Annotated in this window: 17 protein-coding genes; 13 read left to right on the plus strand and 4 right to left on the minus strand. The window is 67.5% G+C overall.

The genetic code is table 11. The features are described from left to right. Positions 1-5 precede the first annotated feature (5 nt). The 13 genes from V1Y59_RS06220 to proB all read left to right on the plus strand — a co-directional run bounded on the left by V1Y59_RS06220 (position 6) and on the right by proB (position 16,098). On the plus strand, positions 6-710 hold the full coding sequence (locus tag V1Y59_RS06220; RefSeq protein ID WP_330503966.1) for an ATP-dependent Clp protease proteolytic subunit: 705 nt from the start codon (positions 6-8) through the stop codon (positions 708-710). Between the two features lie 355 nt (positions 711-1,065). After that, the gene (clpX, locus tag V1Y59_RS06225) at positions 1,066-2,346 is read left to right on the plus strand and encodes an ATP-dependent Clp protease ATP-binding subunit ClpX (protein ID WP_330432364.1); all 1,281 of its coding nucleotides are present in this window, start codon (positions 1,066-1,068) and stop codon (positions 2,344-2,346) included. A gap of 88 nt (positions 2,347-2,434) precedes the next feature. Next, positions 2,435-3,037 carry a molybdenum cofactor guanylyltransferase gene (gene mobA / locus V1Y59_RS06230; protein WP_431309120.1) on the plus strand — a complete coding sequence of 201 codons (603 nt, stop codon included), beginning with the start codon at positions 2,435-2,437 and terminating at the stop codon, positions 3,035-3,037. A 26-nt stretch (positions 3,038-3,063) separates the two neighbouring features. Then, positions 3,064-5,712: a valine--tRNA ligase gene (locus V1Y59_RS06235; RefSeq protein ID WP_330503968.1), complete on the plus strand. Its 2,649-nt coding sequence runs from the start codon at positions 3,064-3,066 to the stop codon at positions 5,710-5,712. A 113-nt stretch (positions 5,713-5,825) separates the two neighbouring features. Continuing rightward, positions 5,826-7,265: a bifunctional tetrahydrofolate synthase/dihydrofolate synthase gene (gene folC, locus V1Y59_RS06240; protein ID WP_330504123.1), complete on the plus strand. Its 1,440-nt coding sequence runs from the start codon at positions 5,826-5,828 to the stop codon at positions 7,263-7,265. After that, positions 7,262-7,663 (plus strand): DUF4233 domain-containing protein, encoded by a 402-nt coding sequence (locus V1Y59_RS06245; RefSeq protein WP_330503969.1) that lies wholly within the window; start codon positions 7,262-7,264, stop codon positions 7,661-7,663. The genes folC and V1Y59_RS06245 overlap by 4 nt, the downstream gene beginning before the upstream one ends. Positions 7,664-7,782: 119 nt before the next feature. After that, a complete protein-coding gene (locus tag V1Y59_RS06250; protein ID WP_431309115.1) occupies positions 7,783-8,265 on the plus strand; it encodes a hypothetical protein in 483 nt (160 codons plus the stop codon). A gap of 48 nt (positions 8,266-8,313) precedes the next feature. Continuing rightward, positions 8,314-8,730 carry a nucleoside-diphosphate kinase gene (ndk, locus tag V1Y59_RS06255; protein ID WP_330432359.1) on the plus strand — a complete coding sequence of 139 codons (417 nt, stop codon included), beginning with the start codon at positions 8,314-8,316 and terminating at the stop codon, positions 8,728-8,730. Positions 8,731-9,142: 412 nt separating this feature from the next. Next, positions 9,143-12,439, plus strand: a complete 3,297-nt coding sequence (locus tag V1Y59_RS06260; protein WP_330503971.1) for a translation initiation factor IF-2 N-terminal domain-containing protein — start codon at positions 9,143-9,145, stop codon at positions 12,437-12,439. Between the two features lie 353 nt (positions 12,440-12,792). Beyond that, the gene (gene rplU, locus V1Y59_RS06265; RefSeq protein ID WP_330432357.1) at positions 12,793-13,104 is read left to right on the plus strand and encodes a 50S ribosomal protein L21; all 312 of its coding nucleotides are present in this window, start codon (positions 12,793-12,795) and stop codon (positions 13,102-13,104) included. Positions 13,105-13,139: 35 nt separating this feature from the next. Continuing rightward, complete coding sequence (rpmA, locus tag V1Y59_RS06270; RefSeq protein ID WP_330432356.1) at positions 13,140-13,403, plus strand: 50S ribosomal protein L27; 264 nt, start codon at positions 13,140-13,142, stop codon at positions 13,401-13,403. A gap of 110 nt (positions 13,404-13,513) precedes the next feature. Next, positions 13,514-14,986, plus strand: a complete 1,473-nt coding sequence (gene obgE / locus V1Y59_RS06275; protein ID WP_330503972.1) for a GTPase ObgE — start codon at positions 13,514-13,516, stop codon at positions 14,984-14,986. Next, entirely contained in the window at positions 14,983-16,098 is a 1,116-nt protein-coding gene (proB, locus tag V1Y59_RS06280; RefSeq protein WP_330503973.1) for a glutamate 5-kinase, read from the plus strand. The genes obgE and proB overlap by 4 nt, the downstream gene beginning before the upstream one ends. Before the next feature lie 18 nt (positions 16,099-16,116). Here the strand turns inward: proB and V1Y59_RS06285 are convergent, their stop codons facing one another. The 4 genes from V1Y59_RS06285 to ectB form a co-directional block, all read right to left on the minus strand. Then, the gene (locus V1Y59_RS06285; protein ID WP_330503974.1) at positions 16,117-17,775 is read right to left on the minus strand and encodes a CotH kinase family protein; all 1,659 of its coding nucleotides are present in this window, start codon (positions 17,773-17,775) and stop codon (positions 16,117-16,119) included. 93 nt (positions 17,776-17,868) lie between these two features. Next, a complete protein-coding gene (locus V1Y59_RS06290) occupies positions 17,869-18,774 on the minus strand; it encodes a Sir2 family NAD-dependent protein deacetylase (RefSeq protein WP_330503975.1) in 906 nt (301 codons plus the stop codon). A gap of 89 nt (positions 18,775-18,863) precedes the next feature. Continuing rightward, complete coding sequence (locus V1Y59_RS06295) at positions 18,864-19,301, minus strand: ectoine synthase (RefSeq protein WP_330432351.1); 438 nt, start codon at positions 19,299-19,301, stop codon at positions 18,864-18,866. After that, positions 19,298-20,569: a diaminobutyrate--2-oxoglutarate transaminase gene (gene ectB / locus V1Y59_RS06300; protein ID WP_330503976.1), complete on the minus strand. Its 1,272-nt coding sequence runs from the start codon at positions 20,567-20,569 to the stop codon at positions 19,298-19,300. Before ectB ends, V1Y59_RS06295 begins: the two co-directional genes overlap by 4 nt. Positions 20,570-20,657: the final 88 nt, after the last annotated feature.

Here is a 20,657-nt window from a genome sequence, read left to right on the forward strand (position 1 = left end):
AGAAGATGACCAATTCACGCATCCTCGACGCCCTGCCCGCCGACGTCGCCGCCGGCATCCCGTCGTCGGCGCTCGCCATCAAGAGCATCGAGGCGCGCTACATCCTCCCGCAGTTCATCGAGCACACCCCGAACGGTCAGCGGCAGTACGACCCGTACGCCAAGCTGTTCGAGGAGCGCATCGTGTTCGTCGGCACCCCGATCGACCAGACGGTCGCCAATGACGTGATGGCGCAGCTGCTGGTGCTGGAGTCCCAGGACCCCGACCGCGACATCACCATGTACATCAACTCGCCGGGCGGCAGCGTGCCCGACATGCTCGCCATCTACGACACCATGCAGTACGTGCACTGCGACATCGTCACGGTGTGTCTGGGCGAGGCCGCCTCGGCGGCGGCCATCCTGCTGGCCGGTGGAACTCCGGGCAAGCGTGCCGCGCTGCCGAACGCGACCGTGCTGATCCACCAGCCGCGGACCGGTGGCGCCTACCAGGGTCAGGTGTCCGACCTCGAGATCCAGGCGGCCGAGATCGAGCGGATCCGTAATCGGCTCGACGAGATCCTGTCTCGCCACACGGGGCAGGACACGGACAAGATCCGCAAGGACACCGACCGCGACAACATCCTCTCGGCGGATCAGGCAAAGGAATACGGCATCGTCGACGAGGTGTTCGAGTACCGCAAGAAGTCGTTCAAGAAGGCCAGTCACTGACCGACGGGCACGCACCTCGTCCCGACACGCCGGGCCGAGGTTCGTGCCGAACATCGGGCGCGGCAGTCATCCTTGACGTCTGCGCCGGTGTAGATCGGGCAGGGTGTAGATCGGGCAGGCAGCCCGGTGCCGGCGGCATCCGACACAGCGGGTGGCGACAGGCACGACAATCGGATAGATGGACGGCGACCGAAACTTCGGGTACGACATTTGCCTTTATCGGTCGAAGTTCGAGCGGCACGCGGGTACCGTCGGGTTATTGGGCGATTCGACTGCCGAACAGTGACCCATGCCCGGCTGCGCGCGGTGACGGTGCGTCGAATCGACCGGAGCAACAGGAAGGTACGTACACGAGATGGCACGAATCGGAGACGGTGGCGACCTGCTGAAGTGCTCGTTCTGCGGAAAGAGTCAGAAGCAGGTCAAGAAGCTGATCGCCGGGCCCGGCGTGTACATCTGTGACGAGTGCATCGACCTGTGCAACGAGATCATCGAAGAGGAACTCGCCGAGAACGGTGACGTGAAACTCGACGAGCTCCCCAAGCCGGCCGAGATCCGCGACTTCCTCGAGAACTACGTCATCGGGCAGGACACCGCCAAGCGGACCCTGGCCGTGGCCGTCTACAACCACTACAAGCGCATCCAGGCGGGGGAGAAGAAGGACTCGCGCAGCGGTGAGGTCGTCGAGCTGGCCAAGTCCAACATCCTGATGCTCGGCCCGACCGGCTGCGGCAAGACCTACCTGGCGCAGACGCTCGCCAAGATGCTCAACGTTCCGTTCGCGATCGCCGACGCCACCGCGCTCACCGAGGCGGGCTATGTCGGCGAGGACGTCGAGAACATCCTGCTCAAACTGATCCAGGCGGCCGACTACGACGTCAAGCGTGCCGAGACGGGCATCATCTACATCGACGAGGTCGACAAGATCGCCCGCAAGAGCGAGAACCCCTCCATCACCCGCGATGTCTCGGGCGAAGGCGTCCAGCAGGCGCTGCTCAAGATCCTCGAGGGCACGCAGGCATCGGTTCCGCCGCAGGGTGGTCGCAAGCACCCGCATCAAGAGTTCATCCAGATCGACACCACCAACGTGCTCTTCATCGTGGCCGGTGCCTTCGCCGGGCTCGAGAAGATCGTGTCCGAGCGGATCGGCAAGCGCGGCATCGGTTTCGGCAACGAGGTCACCAGCAAGGATGAGGTCGACACCACCGACCACTTCGCCGAGGTGATGCCGGAGGACCTGATCAAGTTCGGTCTGATCCCCGAGTTCATCGGACGTCTTCCGGTCGTCGCATCGGTGACCAATCTCGACAAGGAGTCGCTGGTCAGCATCCTGTCGGAGCCGAAGAACGCGCTGGTGAAGCAGTACACGAAGCTGTTCGAGATGGACAACGTGGAGCTCGAGTTCACCAAGGACGCGCTCGAGGCCGTCGCCGACCAGGCCATCCACCGTGGCACCGGCGCCCGCGGACTGCGCGCGATCATGGAAGAAGTGCTGCTGCCGGTGATGTACGACATCCCGAGCCGCGACGACGTGGAGAAGGTCGTCGTGACGGGGGAGACGGTGAGCGACAACGTCCTACCGACGATCGTGCCGCGCAAGGCCAGCCGCGACGAGCGTCGCGACAAGAGCGCCTGACCCATTCGTCCCGGACTCCCGGAACCACGGATCGCTTTCCGTGTTTCCGGGAGTTTTTCGTCTGCGGTGGGTGAGACTGGTCTGCATGATGCAACAACAGGATTCGCAGGTCGCGGGAATCGTGCTGGCGGGCGGACGGTCCCGGCGGATGGGCCGCGACAAGGCGGCGCTCGAGTGGGAGGGGGAGCCGTTGCTCGCCCGCGTCGTGCGGATCGTCGGCCGCCGGTGCGACCCGGTCCTGGTCGTCGCCCCCGAGGAGTCGGCGGCCTACCGGGCGTTGTACGGCACCGGCGGTCCCGAGGCGCGGTGGGTGACCGACGAGACCCCCGGCGCAGGACCGCTCGGCGGCCTCGCGGTGGGTCTGGCGCACGCGGCCGACACCGGGGCCCGGTGGGCGTTCGTGTGTGCCACCGACATGCCCCTGATCACCCCCGAGCTCATCGACGAACTCCTACGGGGCGTCACCGAATCCACCCAGGCGGTGATCGCCAGCGACGCCCAGCGTGATCATCCGATGGCAGGTCTGTACCGCACCGACGCGGCCGGTGTGATCGCCGACCTCACGGCAGGCGGCGAGCGCCGCATGCTCGCCGCGTTGGACGCGCTGACCACTCATCGCGTCGCCGTCGGCAATCCGGATTGGCTGACCAACGTCAACGCGCCCGAGGACCTGCACCGGCTCCATGTCTAGGACGTGACGTTTCCTAAGATTGTGGGGTGAGCACACCCGATCCGAGCCACGAGCTACCGAAGTCCTGGGACCCCGCCGAACACGAGGCGCAGCTGTATCAGGGCTGGGTCGACGCGGGCTACTTCACGGCGGACGCGGCCAGTGACCGGCCTGCGTTCTCCATCGTCATCCCGCCGCCGAACGTCAACGGTTCCCTGCACATGGGTCATGCCTACGAGCATGTGCTGATGGACACCCTCGCGCGACGGCGGCGGATGCAGGGCTACGAGGTTCTCTGGCTGCCCGGCATGGACCACGCGGCCATCGCGATGCAGACGATGGTGGAACGCAAGATCGCCGCCGAGGACGGTCTGACCCGCGACGACCTCGGACGTGACGCGTTCATCGAGCGCGTGTGGACGGAGAAGGCCGAGATCGGCGACAACATCGGCACCCAGATGCGCCGCCTGGGCGACGGTGTGGACTGGACGCGGGAACGCTTCACGATGGACGACGGCCTGTCGCGGGCCGTCCAGACGGTGTTCAAGCAGATGTACGACGAAGGGCTCATCTACCGGGCCGAACGTCTGGTCAACTGGTCGCCGGTGCTCAAGACGGCGATCAGCGACATCGAGGTCAGCTACTCCGATGTGGAGGGCGAACTGGTCAGCTTCCGATACGGGAGCCTCGACGACGATCAGCCGCACATCGTCGTGGCCACCACCCGGGTCGAGACGATGCTCGGCGACACCGCGATCGCCGTGAACCCCGACGACGAGCGCTACGCCCACCTGGTCGGCACCACGCTCGAGCACCCCTTCCTCGACCGGCGCCTCCCGATCATCGCCGACGACCACGTCGACCCCGAATTCGGCAGCGGCGCCGTCAAGATCACGCCGGCCCACGACCCGAACGACTTCGCCATCGGGCAACGCCACGACCTGCCGATGCCGAGCATCATGGACGACGAGGCACAGATCGTCGGCACCGGGACGCCCTTCGACGGCATGGACCGGTTCGAGGCGCGGGTGAAGGTGCGCGAGGCGTTGGCCGAACAGGGGCGCATCGTCAAGGAGGTCCGTCCCTACCTGCACAGCGTCGGGCATTCCGAGCGGACCGGCGAGCCCATCGAGCCGCGGCTGTCGATGCAGTGGTGGGTGAAGGTGGAATCGCTGGCCAAGGCGGCCGGTGACGCCGTTCGCACCGGGGAGACGGTGGTGCACCCGACGTCGATGGAACCCCGCTGGTTCGGCTGGGTCGACAACATGCACGACTGGTGCATCTCCCGGCAACTGTGGTGGGGACACCGGATTCCGATCTGGTACGGACCCGACGGTGACGTCGTGTGTACCGGCCCCGACGAGGCGGCGCCCGAGGGCTACGTGCAGGAGACCGACGTCCTCGACACCTGGTTCTCGTCCGGCCTGTGGCCGTTCTCCACCATGGGCTGGCCGGAGGAGACCGCGGACCTCGAGAAGTTCTATCCCACATCCGTTCTCGTCACCGGCTACGACATCCTGTTCTTCTGGGTGGCCCGCATGATGATGTTCGGCACCTACGTCGGTGAGCAGATGGGTGAAGGCCGGACGGTGCCGTTCCACCACCTGTTCCTGCACGGGCTGGTGCGTGACGAACACGGCCGTAAGATGTCGAAGTCGAAGGGCAACGGCATCGACCCGCTCGACTGGGTGGAACGCTTCGGCGCCGACGCGCTGCGCTTCACGCTGGCCCGCGGCGCGAACCCGGGCAGCGACATATCGGTGGGGGAGGACCACGCGCAGTCGTCGCGCAACTTCGCCACCAAGCTCTACAACGCGACGAAGTTCGCTCTGATGAACGGTGCCGACCCGGGTGAACTGCCGGACCGTTCCGAGCTCACCGAGGTCGACCGATGGATCCTGGACAGGCTCGACACGGTGCTCGCGGAGGTGGACGCCGGCTTCGAGGCCTTCGAGTTCTCGAAGGCATGCGAGGCCCTGTACCACTTCGCGTGGGACGAGGTGTGCGACTGGTACCTGGAGCTGGCGAAGGTGCAGTTCGCCGAGAACGACGAGACTCGCTCCAGGGCAACATCTCTGGTTCTCGGAACCGTTCTCGACAAGCTGCTTCGTGCGCTGCATCCGGTGATGCCGTTCGTCACCGAGGTGCTGTGGAAGGCGCTGACCGGTCGAGAATCGGCGGTCATCGCCGAATGGCCGCACGTGCAGGGCGACGCCACCGACCCCGTCGCCGCGCAACACGTCGACGACCTGCAGCGCCTGATCACCGAGGTCCGGCGTTTCCGCAGCGACCAGGGACTGCGCCCCGGACAGCGCGTCGCGGCCGAGGTCGACGGCCTCGACGCAACAGGTCTCGCGCCGTCGCGGCCGTACCTGGACTCCCTGGCGCGCCTCGAGCGTGCCGACGACGGGTTCGCGGCCACGGCCACCATCGACGTCCGACTGTCCGCTGCCACCGTCACCGTCCGGATCGACACCTCCGGGACGGTCGACGTCGCCGCCGAACGCAAACGCCTGGCCAAGGACCTGGCCGCGGCGGAGAAGGAACTCGCCGGCACCACCGGGAAACTCGGCAACGAGCAGTTCCTCGCCAAGGCGCCCGAACACGTCGTCGCGAAGATCCGCGAGCGACAGAAGGTGGCGACCGAAGAAGTCGAACGACTCGGTGGCGCCCTCGCCGCGTTGGGGGGCGCGTGAGCCCCCGCGACCACGGCCACCGGTCCGACGACGATCCGATCGACGATCTGGATCGCGATCACCTCGGCCCCGACGGGCCCGTGTCAGATGACCTCGGTGCGCTGCTCGACGAGATGGACGCACGCGATCCCGACGAGGACGAGGCCGCCCCCGCCGAGCCAGGGGACGACGCGGCGACCCTGGCCGAACTGGCCGAGGTGGAGGCCGAACTCGACACCCGGTGGCCCGAGACGAAGATCGAGCCCTCCCTGACCAGGATCTCGGCTCTGATGGATCTTCTCGGATCGCCGCAGCACGGCTACCCGGCGATCCACATCGCCGGCACCAACGGCAAGACCTCGGTGGCGCGCATGGTCGATGCGCTGCTGATCGCGTTGCACCGGCGAACCGGCCGGATCACCAGTCCGCATCTGCAGCGGGTCACCGAACGTATCTCGGTGGACGGCAAGCCGATCAGCGCGCGGACCTACATCGACACCTACCGCGAACTCGAGCCCTACATCACCATGGTCGACGACTCGTCGACCGCGACCGGCGGTCCGCGGATGAGCAAGTTCGAGGTGCTGACGGCCATCTCCTACGCCGTCTTCGCCGAGGCGCCCGTCGACGTCGCGGTGGTCGAGACCGGGATGGGGGGACGGTGGGACGCCACCAATGTGGTGGACGCGACGGTCGCCGTCATCACCCCGATCGCAATGGATCACGCCGACTATCTCGGTGACACCCTCGCCGAGATCGCCGGAGAGAAGGCCGGGATCATCAAGAAGGCCGCCGACGAGTTGGTGCCGACCGATCCCATCACCGTCATCGCCCCGCAGGAACCCGAGGTGATGGACGTGCTGCTCCGCGAGACCGTCGATGCCGGCACCATCGTGGCGCGCCAGAACTCGGAGTTCGCGGTGCTCGATTCGATCACCGCGGTGGGTGGGCAGATGTTGCAGATGCAAGGCCTCGGCGGTGTGTACGACGAGGTCTACCTACCACTGCATGGCGCGCACCAGGCCGCGAACGCGGCATTGGCGCTGGCCGCCGTGGAGGCGTTCTTCGGTGCCGGGCCCGATCGGCAGCTCGACATCGACGCGGTCCGCGCGGGCTTCGCCGCGGTCGCCAGTCCCGGACGGCTCGAGCGGGTCCGCAATGCCCCGACCGTGTTCGTCGACGCCGCCCACAATCCGCACGGCGGCGAGGCGCTGGCCCGCGCGCTCGCCGAGGAGTTCGACTTCCGCCGGCTCGTCGGGGTCGTCGGCATGCTCGGCGACAAGGATGCCGAGGGATTCCTCGAGGCCGTCGAGCCCGTCTTCGATCACGTCGTCCTCACCAACAACGGTTCGCCGAGGGCACTCGACACCGAGGCGTTGGCCGAGATCGCGCTGCCGATCTTCGGCGAGGACCGCGTCGTGGTGAAGCCGTTCCTCCCCGACGCGGTGGAGACGGCGATCGGGCTGGCCGAGGAGTCCGACGGTGAACCCGTGGCGGGTGCTGGGGTGGTGATCACCGGTTCGGTGGTCACCGCCGGCGCGGCCCGCACCCTGTTCGGCAAGGAGCCCTCATGAGCGAGCCTGCGCGTTACACTCCGCCGACCACGGATCCCTGGAAGGGGCTCCGCGGGGTGATGGCGGGCACGCTGATCCTCGAGGTCATCGTCATCGGCCTGGCCTTCCCGATCGTCGCCAACCTCGGCCCCGGTATCACCTGGCTGACCGGCGGATACCTCGGGCTGGTCGTCGTGGCCTTCATCGCCGCCGCCGGGATGCAGGGGCGGCCGTATGCCCTGCGCCTGGACCTGGGGCTTCAGGCAGTCGTGATCGCCGGCGGATTCCTGCACTGGTCGGTGGCCGTGGTCGGGGTGATCTTCCTCTGCGTCTGGGTGTACATCGCGTACATCAAGCGCGATGTCGAGCAGCGGATGGCGAAGGGCATGCTGGCCGGGCAGGAACCGCTCGACGATTGACCGCCGGATTTTCGGCACGATGGATGTGCACTTCGTCGGCTGCAACAGGTGATGCGCGACTGTGACCCGGTGCCTCTCGCCTGTGGCCGCAGATGCTGTGAGAATGTCGCTGCCGGGGGATGAGCAGAAGTGGGCGTAGCCACCGAATCCAGCCGCAAACCCCTGGTGCCACCCATGACGTGAGGAATAGTTTGTCTGTCATCTCCAGTCTTCGCCGCCCTTGTGCCGCCGCCGCATTCGCGTTGGCCGTGATCGGATCGTCGGTCGGCGGTGCGTCGGCCCACGCAACGCCGGCACCCGAAGACGGACCGGTGGCCGGCGCACCGATGCCCACCGCGGACGGCGAGTTCAGCTACCTCGCCACCCACGACGTCACCGAGCAGGCGGCGTCGCTGGCGGTGCCCGACGCGGTGGCGTCGCTGCCGGTGCCCCAGGAGTACCGGCCCGCGAACCTCGCGCTGGCCGCCCAGTTCGACATGGCACTCGCCGCCGCGCTGAAGTCGCCGGGCGGGTGCGTCCAGGTCGTCGTCGATCCGCAGGCGCGCGACGGAAGCCTGTTCAACTACGGGTTCTTCCCGGTCGCCGGCGAACATTGCTCGTGACCCCGCCGGTCCGCGACCGCGCCGCTCGCTTCTCGCTAAGGTGTGCACGTGACTGAACGGACCCTGGTACTCATCAAGCCCGACGGCGTGGCGCGCTCGCTCGTCGGTGACATCCTCAGCCGAATCGAACGCAAAGGCCTCACGCTCGTGGCGCTGGAGCTGAAGACCGTCAGCGACGACGTGGCCCGCGGCCACTACGCCGAGCACGAGGGCAAGCCCTTCTACCCGTCCCTGCTCGAGTTCATCACCTCGGGACCGCTCGTCGCCGCGGTGCTGGAGGGACCACGTGCGGTGGCCGCATTCCGGCAGATCGCCGGCGGAACCGACCCGGTCGAGAAGGCCGTGCCGGGAACCATCCGCGGCGACTTCGCACTGAGCACGCAGAACAATCTGGTCCACGGTTCGGACTCGCCGGAGTCGGCCGAGCGAGAAATCGCATTGTGGTTCCCTGACCTGGGAGTCTGACCCGAGCTCTTCCTCCTCGTTCCCCGTCACACCTGCCGCTGGATCTGTCAAAAGTGCGTGGTGTGCGGGGAACGACTCGTTGTGTGGGATACTTGCACAGTTGTCGACGGCACACTTTGTCGTTGGCAGCCGGATGACGATTCCGGAATCGGACACCCCGATTCGCGCGTCTTCCCCACCGGAACCGGCAGTGGGTATCAAAACCGGCACCGTCGGTCCTCCTGGTGGTGTGGAAGACGCCGACCGGTCGAGGTCATCGACAACGCAAGGCGCCGCCTCGCGATCCGGGACGACTCAGATCGCAGAGAACGCGCGAAGACCACACAACACCGGTCCTCGCAGACCGGGACAGACAGAGAAGCCCTCGCGTGGCCGCGTCAGCCCGACGCGCCCGGGGGCTCGAGGAGATTGAGTGACCGACAACGGGTCGCCGGCTGACGCGAACGCAGCGTCGGAATCGGCGGAGGAGTTCCCCACCAGGCTTCGAGTGCACGCCCTCGCCAGGACGCTGGGACTGACCAGCCGTCAGGTGTTGGCGCATCTCGCGGATCTGGGCATCGAGACACGTAGCCCGCAATCGAGCATCGACCGGGAGACCGCCGAGGCGGTGGCCGCCCGCGTGCGTGAGCACGTCGCGGTCGACGAATCCGCGGCGGAGGCCGTGGACGACGCCGCGGACACGGCAGGCGTCGCGGAGCCGTCGGCAGCGGAGCCGTCTGGCGGGGACGCGCAGGCGGACCGCCCCGAGGGTGCCAACGCCCCAACGGAGACATCGCCGGAGGCGGCCGCCGAGGCGTCGGCTTCCGACTCGGACTCGGACACGCCCACACTTTTCTCGGCCGTCGACGACACCCAGCACCAGCCGGTGCGGCAGACCGTCGAGGACGTCGATGCCCAGCCACTGTTCCTGTCGCCGCAGGCCGTCGAGGCGGCGCGCCGCCCCTCTCGGTCGAGATCCGACTCCGGGGACGACAGCAGGGGCGACAACAGCAGCACAGACGACACAAGCCGGGACGACACCAGCCGGGACGACACCAGCGGGGACGACAAGAGCAGCCGCTCCGAGGACGGACAGGCTGACGGCGAGCGCGGATCCCGCCGCCGTCGCCGTGGACGCCGAGGCCGGGGCCGCGGGCGTGGCGATCAGGGTGACGGCGGCAACGACGAGCAGGCGAGCGACGACTCGACCGACAACGCCGACAACTCGACCGACAACGCTGACGACTCCGACGACGACTCGCGCCCATCCGGCAAGAAGAGCAAGAAGGGCAAATCTGACAGGTCCAAGTCCAAGAAATCCGACGACGACGCCAAGAACCAGGGTGCCGACGCCGGCAGCGGGGACAAGGACGGCGGGGACAAGGACACCGGGGACAAGGCCGGCGCGGACGCCGACGCCGAGTCGTCCGGGGACGCGGACGAATCAGCCTCGTCCGACGACGCCGAGCAGGGGTCGTCGAAGCGCCGCCGCCGTCGTCGTCGTCGCAAGGGTGGCGCCGACGCCGACGCCGACGACAGTTCGCCGGACGATCCGCCGAACACCGTCGTCCACGAACGTGAGCCGCGCAGCAAGAAGGCCCGCGACGAGGTCCAGGGGATCTCGGGTTCCACGCGTCTCGAGGCCAAGCGCCAGCGCCGACGGGATGGTCGCGATGCCGGTCGGCGCCGACCGCCGATCCTCAGCGAATCGGAGTTCCTCGCCCGGCGCGAAGCCGTCGACCGGGTGATGGTGGTCCGCGAGCGCGGAGCCAACAGATCGATCAGCGAGCCCGGTTCCGCCGGGCACGACCACGCGGTCCCGATCGAGGACTACACGCAGGTCGCGGTCCTCGAGGACGGCGTTCTCGTCGAACACTTCGTGACCACCGAGACGTCGTCCTCCATGGTCGGCAACATCTACCTCGGTCGGGTCCAGAACGTCCTGCCCGGCATGGAGGCCGCCTTCGTCGACATCGGCCGTGGCCGTAACGGCGTGCTCTACGCCGGCGAGGTCAACTGGGATGCCGCTGGACTCGACGGCGGCTCGCGCAAGATCGAGCAGGCCCTCAAACCGGGCGACAGTGTGCTCGTGCAGGTCAGCAAGGACCCGGTGGGTCACAAGGGTGCCCGGCTGACCACCCAGATCTCGCTCGCCGGCCGCTACCTCGTCTACGTGCCCGGTGGTTCGTCGACCGGGATCAGCCGCAAGCTGCCGGACGTGGAGCGCAAGCGACTCAAGAGCATCCTCGGCAAACTCGTCCCCGACGACGCAGGCGTCATCATCCGCACCGCGTCGGAAGGCGTGAGTGCCGACGAACTCGGCGCCGACATCGCGCGGCTGGAAGCGCAGTGGAAAGAGATCGACGCCGCGGTGGCGACGGCCAAGAAGGGTTCCGGGTCCAACGGGCCGAAGGCGCTCTACGAGGAGCCCGACCTGCTCGTGCGGGTGGTTCGTGACCTCTTCAACGAAGACTTCCGCAAGCTCGTCGTCGAAGGGCAGAAGGCCTGGGACCTGGTCGAGCGTTACATCAGTTCGGTCGCCCCGGATCTGATGGACCGCGTGGAACGGTTCGAGAAGTCGCACGCCGACGCGCCGGATTCATTTGTCGTGCACCGCATCGACGAGCAGCTCGCGAAGGCGCTCGACCGCAAGGTCTGGCTGCCGTCGGGCGGCACGTTGATCATCGAACACACCGAGGCGATGACCGTCGTCGACGTCAACACGGGCAAGTTCACCGGTTCCGGCGGCAACCTCGAGGAGACCGTCACACGCAACAACCTCGAGGCGGCCGAGGAGATCGTGCGGCAGATGCGTCTGCGCGACATCGGCGGCATGATCATCGTCGACTTCATCGACATGGTCCTCGAATCCAACCGCGATCTGGTGCTTCGGCGTCTGACCGAGGCACTCGCGCGGGATCGGACGCGACACCAGGTGTCGGAGGTGACCTCGCTCGGGCTCGTCCAGATGACCCGGAAGCGACTCGGCACCGGCCTGCTGGAGGCATTCTCCACACCGTGCACCCACTGCGGCGGCCGCGGCATCATCGTGCACGCGAACCCCGTCGAGGCCCGTCCGGACGATTCCTCGCAGAATGACGGTGGGGGATCGAAGCGGTCGCGGCGCAATCGGCGCAAGGCCGAACCCGCGGCGGAACAGCACAAGCCGGCGCAGAACCCCGCGGAGCATCCGATGTTCCGCGCGATGGCGGCGCATTCCCACGATCACGACGCGGAGACCGGAACCGACGCGACGGAAGCCCCGGCCACCGAGGCCCCGGCGACGGAAGCCCCGGCCACCGAGTCCCCGGCGACCGAGGCCCGTGCAACCGAGGCCGACGCGACCGAGACAGCGACAAGCGTGACCGAGACCGCGGACGAGTCGTCGGTTCCCGACAACGCTCCCTCCGCCACCACGGATCAGGAAGGCGAGGCGCCGACTGCCGATGCGCCTTCCGAGCAGCAGGCGGAAGAGCAGCAGGCACCCGAGTCCGAGCCGGCCGCGCCTGCGCCGAGGCGTCGTCGTCGCGTGGTGCGGCAGGCCGCGGCCCCGCCGTCGTCGTCGGAGCCCGTGGTGCTGACCGGTGACGGTGACGCGCCCTCGGCACCGTTGACCACGTTCGGACCCACCGATTCGGCCGGCCCCGCCGACGCCGCGGTCGCGGTGCGGCGTCGGCCTCGGCGCCGGACCGCCGGACGACCTGCCGGCCCGCCACCCGGCGACCAGTGATCGACGGTTGCCGACCGGCGGTCGGGCCGACGAGTAGCGGGGCCGACGAGCGGGGCCCAACGAGCAGGTGGGGCGCGGTCCGGGCGAGTTTGACCCGACCGGCGGCAGTCCCGTAATCTTGATTGGTCGCCTTCGGCGGAGGGTCTGCGCTGTGCCCGGAACGTCCAGGAAACTGGATCGCACCGATCAGCCGCGCGGAACCGCCGACAGGCCCTCTGGAGTGATCCGCAGTGACCACGGCTCATCGGCCGAGCGTCGCCTGCAGCCCACACCAGTAATGACGCACCACCCACCCACCCGGTGCGCGAACCAGCGCCCAGGGTCCGACAGACGAGTTAAAGAGGACAGCTTCGATGGCAACGTACGCGATCGTCAAGACCGGCGGTAAGCAGTACAAGGTCGCAGAGGGCGACCTTGTCAAGGTCGAGAAGATCGACAGCGATCCGGGCAGCAGCGTCAGCCTGCCGGTGGCGTTGGTCGTCGACGGCTCGACCCTCACCACCGATGCGGACAAGCTGGCGAAGATCTCGGTGACCGGCGAGGTCGTCGAGCACGTCAAGGGTCCCAAGATCCGCATCCACAAGTTCAAGAACAAGACCGGCTACCACAAGCGCCAGGGCCACCGTCAGAACCTGACGGTCCTCAAGGTCACCGGTATCAAGTAACTCGATTCCCGCACCTACTCAGGAGGACTGCAGAGATGGCACACAAGAAGGGCGCGTCCAGCTCGCGCAACGGTCGTGATTCCAACGCCAAGCGCCTCGGCGTGAAGCGCTTCGGTGGTCAGCAGGTCAGCGCCGGCGAGATCCTGGTCCGTCAGCGTGGCACCAAGTTCCACCCGGGCGTCAACGTCGGCCGCGGCGGCGACGACACCCTGTTCGCCCTGGAGACCGGCTCGGTCGAGTTCGGCACCAAGCGTGGACGCAAGACGGTCAACATCGTCCCGGAGACCACCGCGGTCTGACCCGGACGGTCTCATCACGCACAGCTCTCACAGGGCGGGCAGGGTACAGATGAACCCTCCCGCCCTGTTTGCTTTTCCCCGGCTGCGCAGTCCAGAGAGGAAGTACCCCGATGTCCCGGTTCGTCGACCGCGTGACGATCCACGTCGCGGCGGGTAACGGCGGCCACGGCTGCTCGTCGGTCCACCGCGAGAAGTTCAAGCCGCTGGGTGGTCCCGACGGCGGCAACGGTGGCAACGGCGGCTCGGTGCGCCTGGTGGTGGACCCGCAGGTGCACACCCTGCTCGACTTTCATTTCCGGCCGCACGCGAAGGGCTCCAACGGCAAACCGGGGATGGGCGACAACCGCGACGGCGCCACCGGCGAGGATCTGGTGCTGAAGGTGCCCGACGGCACCGTGGTGCTGGACAGCAACGGTTCGATCCTGGCCGATCTGGTCGGCGAGGGGACCACGTTCGAGGCCGCCCAGGGCGGCCGTGGCGGCCTGGGCAACGCAGCGCTCGCATCCAAGGCGCGCAAGGCGCCCGGCTTCGCGTTGCTCGGTGAGGAAGGCCAGCATCGCGACCTCGTCCTCGAACTGAAATCGGTCGCCGACGTCGGTCTCGTCGGGTTCCCGTCGGCCGGTAAATCGTCGCTGGTGTCGGTGCTGTCGGCGGCCAAGCCGAAGATCGCGGACTACCCGTTCACCACGTTGGCCCCCAATCTCGGTGTCGTGCAGACCGCCGGGGACGTGTTCACCGTCGCCGACGTCCCCGGGCTGATCCCCGGCGCATCCACCGGTCGGGGCCTCGGGCTGGAATTCCTGCGACATCTGGAACGCTGCGCCGTGCTGGCCCACGTCGTCGACTGCGCCACCCTCGAGCCCGGGCGCGACCCGTTGTCCGACATCGACGCACTCGAGGCCGAGCTCGCGGCCTATCAGCCGGCTCTCGACGCCGACCACGGCCTCGGCGACCTCGCCGAACGTCCCCGCGTGGTGATCCTGAACAAGATCGACATCCCCGATGCCGCCGATTTGGCCGATCTCGTGGAACCCGAACTGGCGCAGCGTGGTTGGCCGGTTTTCCGGATCTCCGCGGTGAGCCATGAGGGTTTGCGGGAGCTCACCTTTGCGCTGGCGAGGATGGTCGCGGAGTACCGCGAACGTCATCCGAAGCCACAGCCGCGTCGACAGGTCATCCGCCCCAAGGCGATCGACGAGGTGGAGTTCAGCGTCGTCCCGGACCCGGAAGTCGACGGCGGGTTCATCGTCCGCGGTACCCGGCCGGAACGGTGGATCGCGCAGACCCAGTTCGACAACGACGAGGCGGTCGGCTACCTCGCGGACCGGTTGAACCGTCTGGGCGTCGAGGACGAACTGGTGCGCCTCGGCGCCGAGCCCGGCGCTCCGGTGACGATCGGAGAGGTGACGTTCGACTGGGAGCCGATGACCCCGATGGGCGACGACGTGCCCGTGACCGGTCGTGGCACCGACGTCCGACTCGATCGCAACGAGCGGGTCGGGGCAGCCGAGCGCAAGCAGGCGCGGCGACTCCGCCGAGGTCTGCCCGACCTCGACGAGGAGTCCGAACAGGACATTCCGTGAGCGACGTCCGCGAACGCATCGCCCGTGCGCGAAGCGTCGTGGTCAAGATCGGGTCGTCGGCGCTCACCGACCTGCACGACGGCCTGGATCGGGCACGGCTCGACCGACTCGCGGACGCGCTGGAGGCGCGGATGCGCGCCGGGTCGGACGTGATCGTGGTGTCGTCGGGAGCCATCGGCGCCGGCATCGCCCCGTTGCGGCTCAAGAAGCGTCCGACCGACCTCGCCACCAAACAGGCCGCGGCGAGCGTCGGACAACTCGCTCTCGCCCATGCGTGGGGCACGTCGTTCGGCCGCTACGGGCGGACTGTCGGCCAGGTCCTGCTCACCGCCGACGACGTCTCCAACCGCGCACATCATGCGAATGCCCAGCGCACCCTGGATCGGCTGCGCTCGCTCGGCGCGGTGGCCGTGGTCAACGAGAACGACACCGTCGCCACCACCGAGATCCGCTTCGGCGACAACGACCGACTGGCCGCGCTCGTCGCGCATCTCGCCGGCGCCGACGCGCTGGTCCTGCTGTCCGACGTCGACGGCCTCTACGACGGGGATCCGCGTCGCGTCAACGCCGATGGCAGCCGCGCGCGACTGATCCCCGAGGTACACGGGCCGGAAGATCTCGACGGCGTCATCGCCGGGTCGGGGGGCGCGCTCGGTACCGGTGGAATGGCGTCCAAGCTCGCCGCTGCGCGGCTGTCGGCGGATGCGGGTGTTCCGGTGTTGCTCGCCGCTGCCGAACAGGCCACGCAGGCGTTGGCGGATGCATCGGTCGGCACTGTCTTCGCCGCTCGCGACGAGCGGTTGTCCGCCCGGCGGTTCTGGGTCCGGCACGCCGCCGACGCGCGTGGACAGATCGTCCTCGACGACGGCGCCGTCGCTGCCGTGTCGAGGCGGCGCCGCTCGTTGCTCGCCGCGGGCGTGGTCGGGGCCCACGGCCGGTTTCATGCCGGCGACGTCGTGGAGCTCGTCGACACCGGTGGAGTGGTGTGCGCCCGTGGCGTCGCGGCCTACGATTTCGACGACGTCGCCCGCATGGTCGGCCGGTCGACATCGGAGCTCCCGGCGGAGTTGCGCAGACCGGTCATCCACGCCGACGATCTGGTGGCGGTCTGACCGTCAGCAGAAAGACCTTCAGGAGAAGAAGAGCGTCGATCCGGTCGGTGACTGGTGCACGCGCCGGGCACCGGTCGGCGTCTTGTCCGTACCGAACGTCGCCGCCGCACCGGTCCGCACGCTCACGAGCGTGAAGTATCCGCTGTGGGTGTACTCGTCCGGGGTGTCGACCGGTCGGACCTCGAACTCGTCCGCGTGGTCGGTGTTGTCGCCGGCGCAGGTGTACAGCAGCTTCTGGCCGGCAGCGGTGGCGAACGCCCTGCTGGCGTGCAGGACGTGTCCGGTCGCCTTGTTCACCAACGACTTTCCCGTTCCGAGGTCGGTGAAGGACCACAGGTACTCGTCCTCGACAATCGTCGGGCGGGGTCTGTGGACGACCTCGAAGTTCGCCGGGTCCGGCGCATCCGCGGGAATCCCCTCCTGCGTGGTCCGCATGCACTCGTTGGTCGCGTCGTCGCGGATGTAGACGGGAACGGACGCGTTCGGCAGACCGCCGAGCAGGTGGCCGGCCGAACCGGCCAGACGCAACTGCTTGCGCACCGCGCCGATCTCGGTCGGAAGGTTCGGTACCCGAAGGCCGCCGAGGATGTCCTCCATCGTGTCGATCATGGGGATCAGCTGCGACTGCTGGGTCTCGCGCCCGAAGATGCCGACCCGCCATGACCGGATCTGATCCATCAACTGCTCGCGGCGATCAGGATCCTTGCGCACCAGCTTCGCCAGCAGACCGTCGTCGCCGAGCGTGAAATGCCGGTGTGACTGCAGGATCTGATCGAGACCCCAGGGGACCATCCGGAAGTTGACGTTGTCGACGCCGGGATTCGCGACGGCGTCGACGTCATTGAAGATGTAGGTGTTGTTGGTGTTCCGTGAGTAACCGTCCCAGTGCTTCAGGAAGAAGTCCATGGCGTAGCAGCGGATGAACTGGTCGAGATCGACAACCTCGGCGGCGCCGGCCAATCCGTTCGTCGTGATGCGGTCGATCGCCAACCGCAGGTCCGCCTTGTCATCGAACTCGGACAGGTCCTCGACGCTGATGCGGTCGAACCTCGCGTCGATGAAGTCGTCTTCGTGCTCGAGTTCGTACAGGTTGCCGTTCCGGTCGCCGAAGTTGCGCTCGATGTAGCGCGGCATGATCGGCTCCACACTCACGTAGACGCCGGGACCGTTGACATTCGGCAGGCCCTGGCCGACGGGCTTCCCGTTCACGAACACCCGAGCGAAATTGCAGCGCGACCGGGGGAGTCCGGCCAGTTCGAACAGCTTGTAGCCCAGCGGTTGTCGGATAAAGGACCGGTCCTGGACCGAATTGTTCAGGGTGATGTAGCGCGACCCGATCAGCCCCTCGATCAGCGGACGGTTCGGCCGGTTGTCCTTGCCGAAGTCGATGTGCAGGCTGGGTTTGGAACTGCTGATGGAACCGCAGAACGACTTCTTCTTGATCCCGACGTCGGTGAAGGTGGTCTTCGCCGGGAAGCGGGTACCCGAGATCTCGACGGACGAGGCCCGGTGCCAGGTGTAGCGCGCACCGCCGGTCCAGTCGAAGTTGCACACCCCGCCCTTGGGTTGCTGGTTGCGTACGGCCTCCCATTCTGCCGCCGGCAGCGAGATCCTGATCGTCAGGACGTTGTCGATCGCGTACAACGCATCGAGTGCCTGTTGCTGTTCGATGGTCATCGACCCTCCCGAGCGACGGTCTGTGTGACCGATAGTGCCTGTGGTGACGACCTAGTCTGTCCGCCCATCGGTCGTTCGGGCACGAGTAGCCGGCTACGCGAATCCGTCCGCCGGGACGTCGTCGGGTGCCGCCAGCCGCGGCAACACCACCGACGCGAGGTGGTCGATCTTCAGGTCGGCCAGATCGTCGGCACGCGTCGCGCCGCGGTTCACGATGACGAGGGCCTTGCCGGTGCGGTGGGCATGCCGGGCGAAACGCAGGCCGCTCATCACGGTCAGCGACGAGCCGACCACAAGTAGCGCATCCGCCCCATCCACCATCGAAAAAGCCTGCTGCACTGTCTGTTTCGGAACGCTTTCGCCGAAGTAGACGATGTCGGGCTTGACGATGCCACCGCAGCCGGGGCAATCGATCATGGTGAAATCGCTGGTGTCGTCGATGGCGGCGTCGGCGTCGGGTGCCACCTCGATGGCACCGCGACCGCGGACGCGGCGCGTGAAGCCGTCATTGAGGTGCTCCAGGTTCCGGGCGAGTTGATGCCTCGAGATCCGCCAGTCGCAGTTCAGGCACCGCACCCGCCCGTAACAACCGTGCAGTTCCAGAACCCGCCGCGTGCCGGCCTTGGTGTGCAGCATGTCGACGTTCTGGGTGATCACGCCGGTGAGTCGGCCGGCACGCTGCAGGGCGGTGAGGGCGTGATGGGCGTCATTGGGTTGCGCGGCATCCATGTGCCGCCAGCCGAGATGGTTGCGGGCCCAGTAGTGCCGGCGGAACTCGGGGGACGAGAGGAACATCTCCAGCGTCATCGGGGTCCGAGCCGGGGCTCCGGGGCTGCGGTAGTCGGGGATGCCGGAATCGGTGGAGATCCCGGCCCCGGTCAACGCGACGATCCGCAACCCGTCGAGCAGGGTATGAGCGCGACGGATCTGCTCATCGACGTCGTCATCGAGCGGCGTCGGTTCGGCCGGGGTCCAGCCGATCTGCAGTCGCGTACGCACCTTGTCCAGGGTAGCGGTGCCGGACAGACCACCGGCCCGGCAGAACGCGGGGTTCTGCCGGGCCGGAGTTCACCATCGACGGCGGCCGGTCAGTCGGCGGCCACCGCCTCCGGAGTATGTTTCCCGGTCGGCTCGGGGACGGCGACCAACGGGTAGACGCCGTTCTCGTCGTGCACCTCGGTGCCGACGACCGGGGGATTGAAGACGCACAGCATGCGCATCTGGGTGTCTGCGGTCACGGTGTGCCGTTCGTGGCCGTTGAGCAGGTACATGCTGCCCGGGCCCAGCGGGTACGTCTCGCCGGTCTCGCGGTCGAGCAGGGTGCCCTCGCCCTCGACGAGCCACACCGCCTCGATGTGGTTGGCGTAGTGGAACTCGTTGACCGAACCGGCGTTGATGGTGGTCTCGTGGAACGAGAAACCGACCCGATCGCCACCGAGGACGATGCGCTTGGAGACCCAGTTGCCCTTCGGGTCGGCGACCTCGCGCTCGGTACCCGTGATCTCCTGTGTGGTACGGACGATCATCCGATCACCTCCTTGACGGATTCAGCAATGATGTCGAGGCCGCGGTCCAGGTCCTCGTTCGAAATGGTCAGCGCCGGAAGAAGTTTGACGACCTCGTCGGACGGGCCGGCGGTCTCGACGATCAGTCCTGCACCGAACGCGGACGCACTCACCTTGCCGGCCGCTGCGGCCTCGTCGAACACCAGACCCTGCGCCATCCCGCGACCGCGGGTGGAGATGCCGCTGAACTTCTCGCACAGCTCGGTGAAGCGGGCGTGGATGCGGTCGCCCTTCGCGTGGACGTCGCGGGTGAGCGCGTCGTCGCTCCAGAAGTGCTCGAGCGCCTTGGTCCCGGTCACGAACGCGGGGTTGTTGCCGCGGAAGGTGCCGTTGTGCTCGCCCGGCGTCCACACGTCGAGGTCGGACCGGAAGAGCGTCAGCGCCAGCGGCAGGCCGTAGCCGCTGATGGACTTCGACAGCGTCACGATGTCGGGCTTGATGCCCGCGGCCTCGAAGGAGAAGAACTCGCCGGTGCGGCCGCAACCCATCTGCACATCGTCGACGATGAGCAGGATGTCGCGACGCTGACACAGCTCCGAGAGCGCCTGCAGCCACTCGGCGCGGGCGACGTTGATACCGCCCTCGCCCTGGACCGTCTCGACGATCACCGCGGCCGGTCGGTTGAGACCGCTGCCGGAGTCGTCGAGCACACGCTCGAACCAGTTGAAGTCCTCGACGACACCGTCGAAGTAGTTGTCGAACGGCATCGGGGTCGCATGCACCAGCGGGATTCCCGCACCGGCACGCTTCATCGAGTTGCCGGTCACCGCAAGCGATCCCAGCGTCATGCCGTGGAAGGCGTTGGTGAAGCTGATGATGGACTCACGGCCGGTGACCTTGCGGGCCAGCTTGAGTGCGGCCTCGACCGCGTTGGTGCCGGTGGGGCCGGGGAACTGGATCTTGTAGTCCAGTCCGCGCGGCTGCAGGATCTTGCCGTGGAAGGCCTCGATGAACTTACCCTTGGCGACAGTGGCCATGTCGAGGCCGTGGGTGATCCCGTCATCCGAGATGTAGTCCAGCAGAGCCGATTTCATCACCGGATTGTTGTGGCCGTAGTTCAAGGAACCGGCGCCGGCGAAGAAGTCGAGGAAATCCCGGCCGGTCTGGTCGGTGATGTGCGAGCCGCTGGCGCGAGTGAACACCGCGGGCCAGTTGCGGCAGTAGCTGCGCACCTCGGACTCGTGCTGGGTGAAGACGGAATCGTCGATTGACTGATCGAGAAGTTGCATTGGTAACTTCCCCCTTTACTTATTGACGATTGGTGGTTGACCTGTCGCACACGGCGTGCGCCGACATCAGCCAGATGTCGGCGCCGCA

Source organism: Gordonia prachuapensis, from assembly GCF_036350515.1.
Taxonomy (GTDB): Bacteria; Actinomycetota; Actinomycetes; order Mycobacteriales; family Mycobacteriaceae; genus Gordonia; species Gordonia prachuapensis.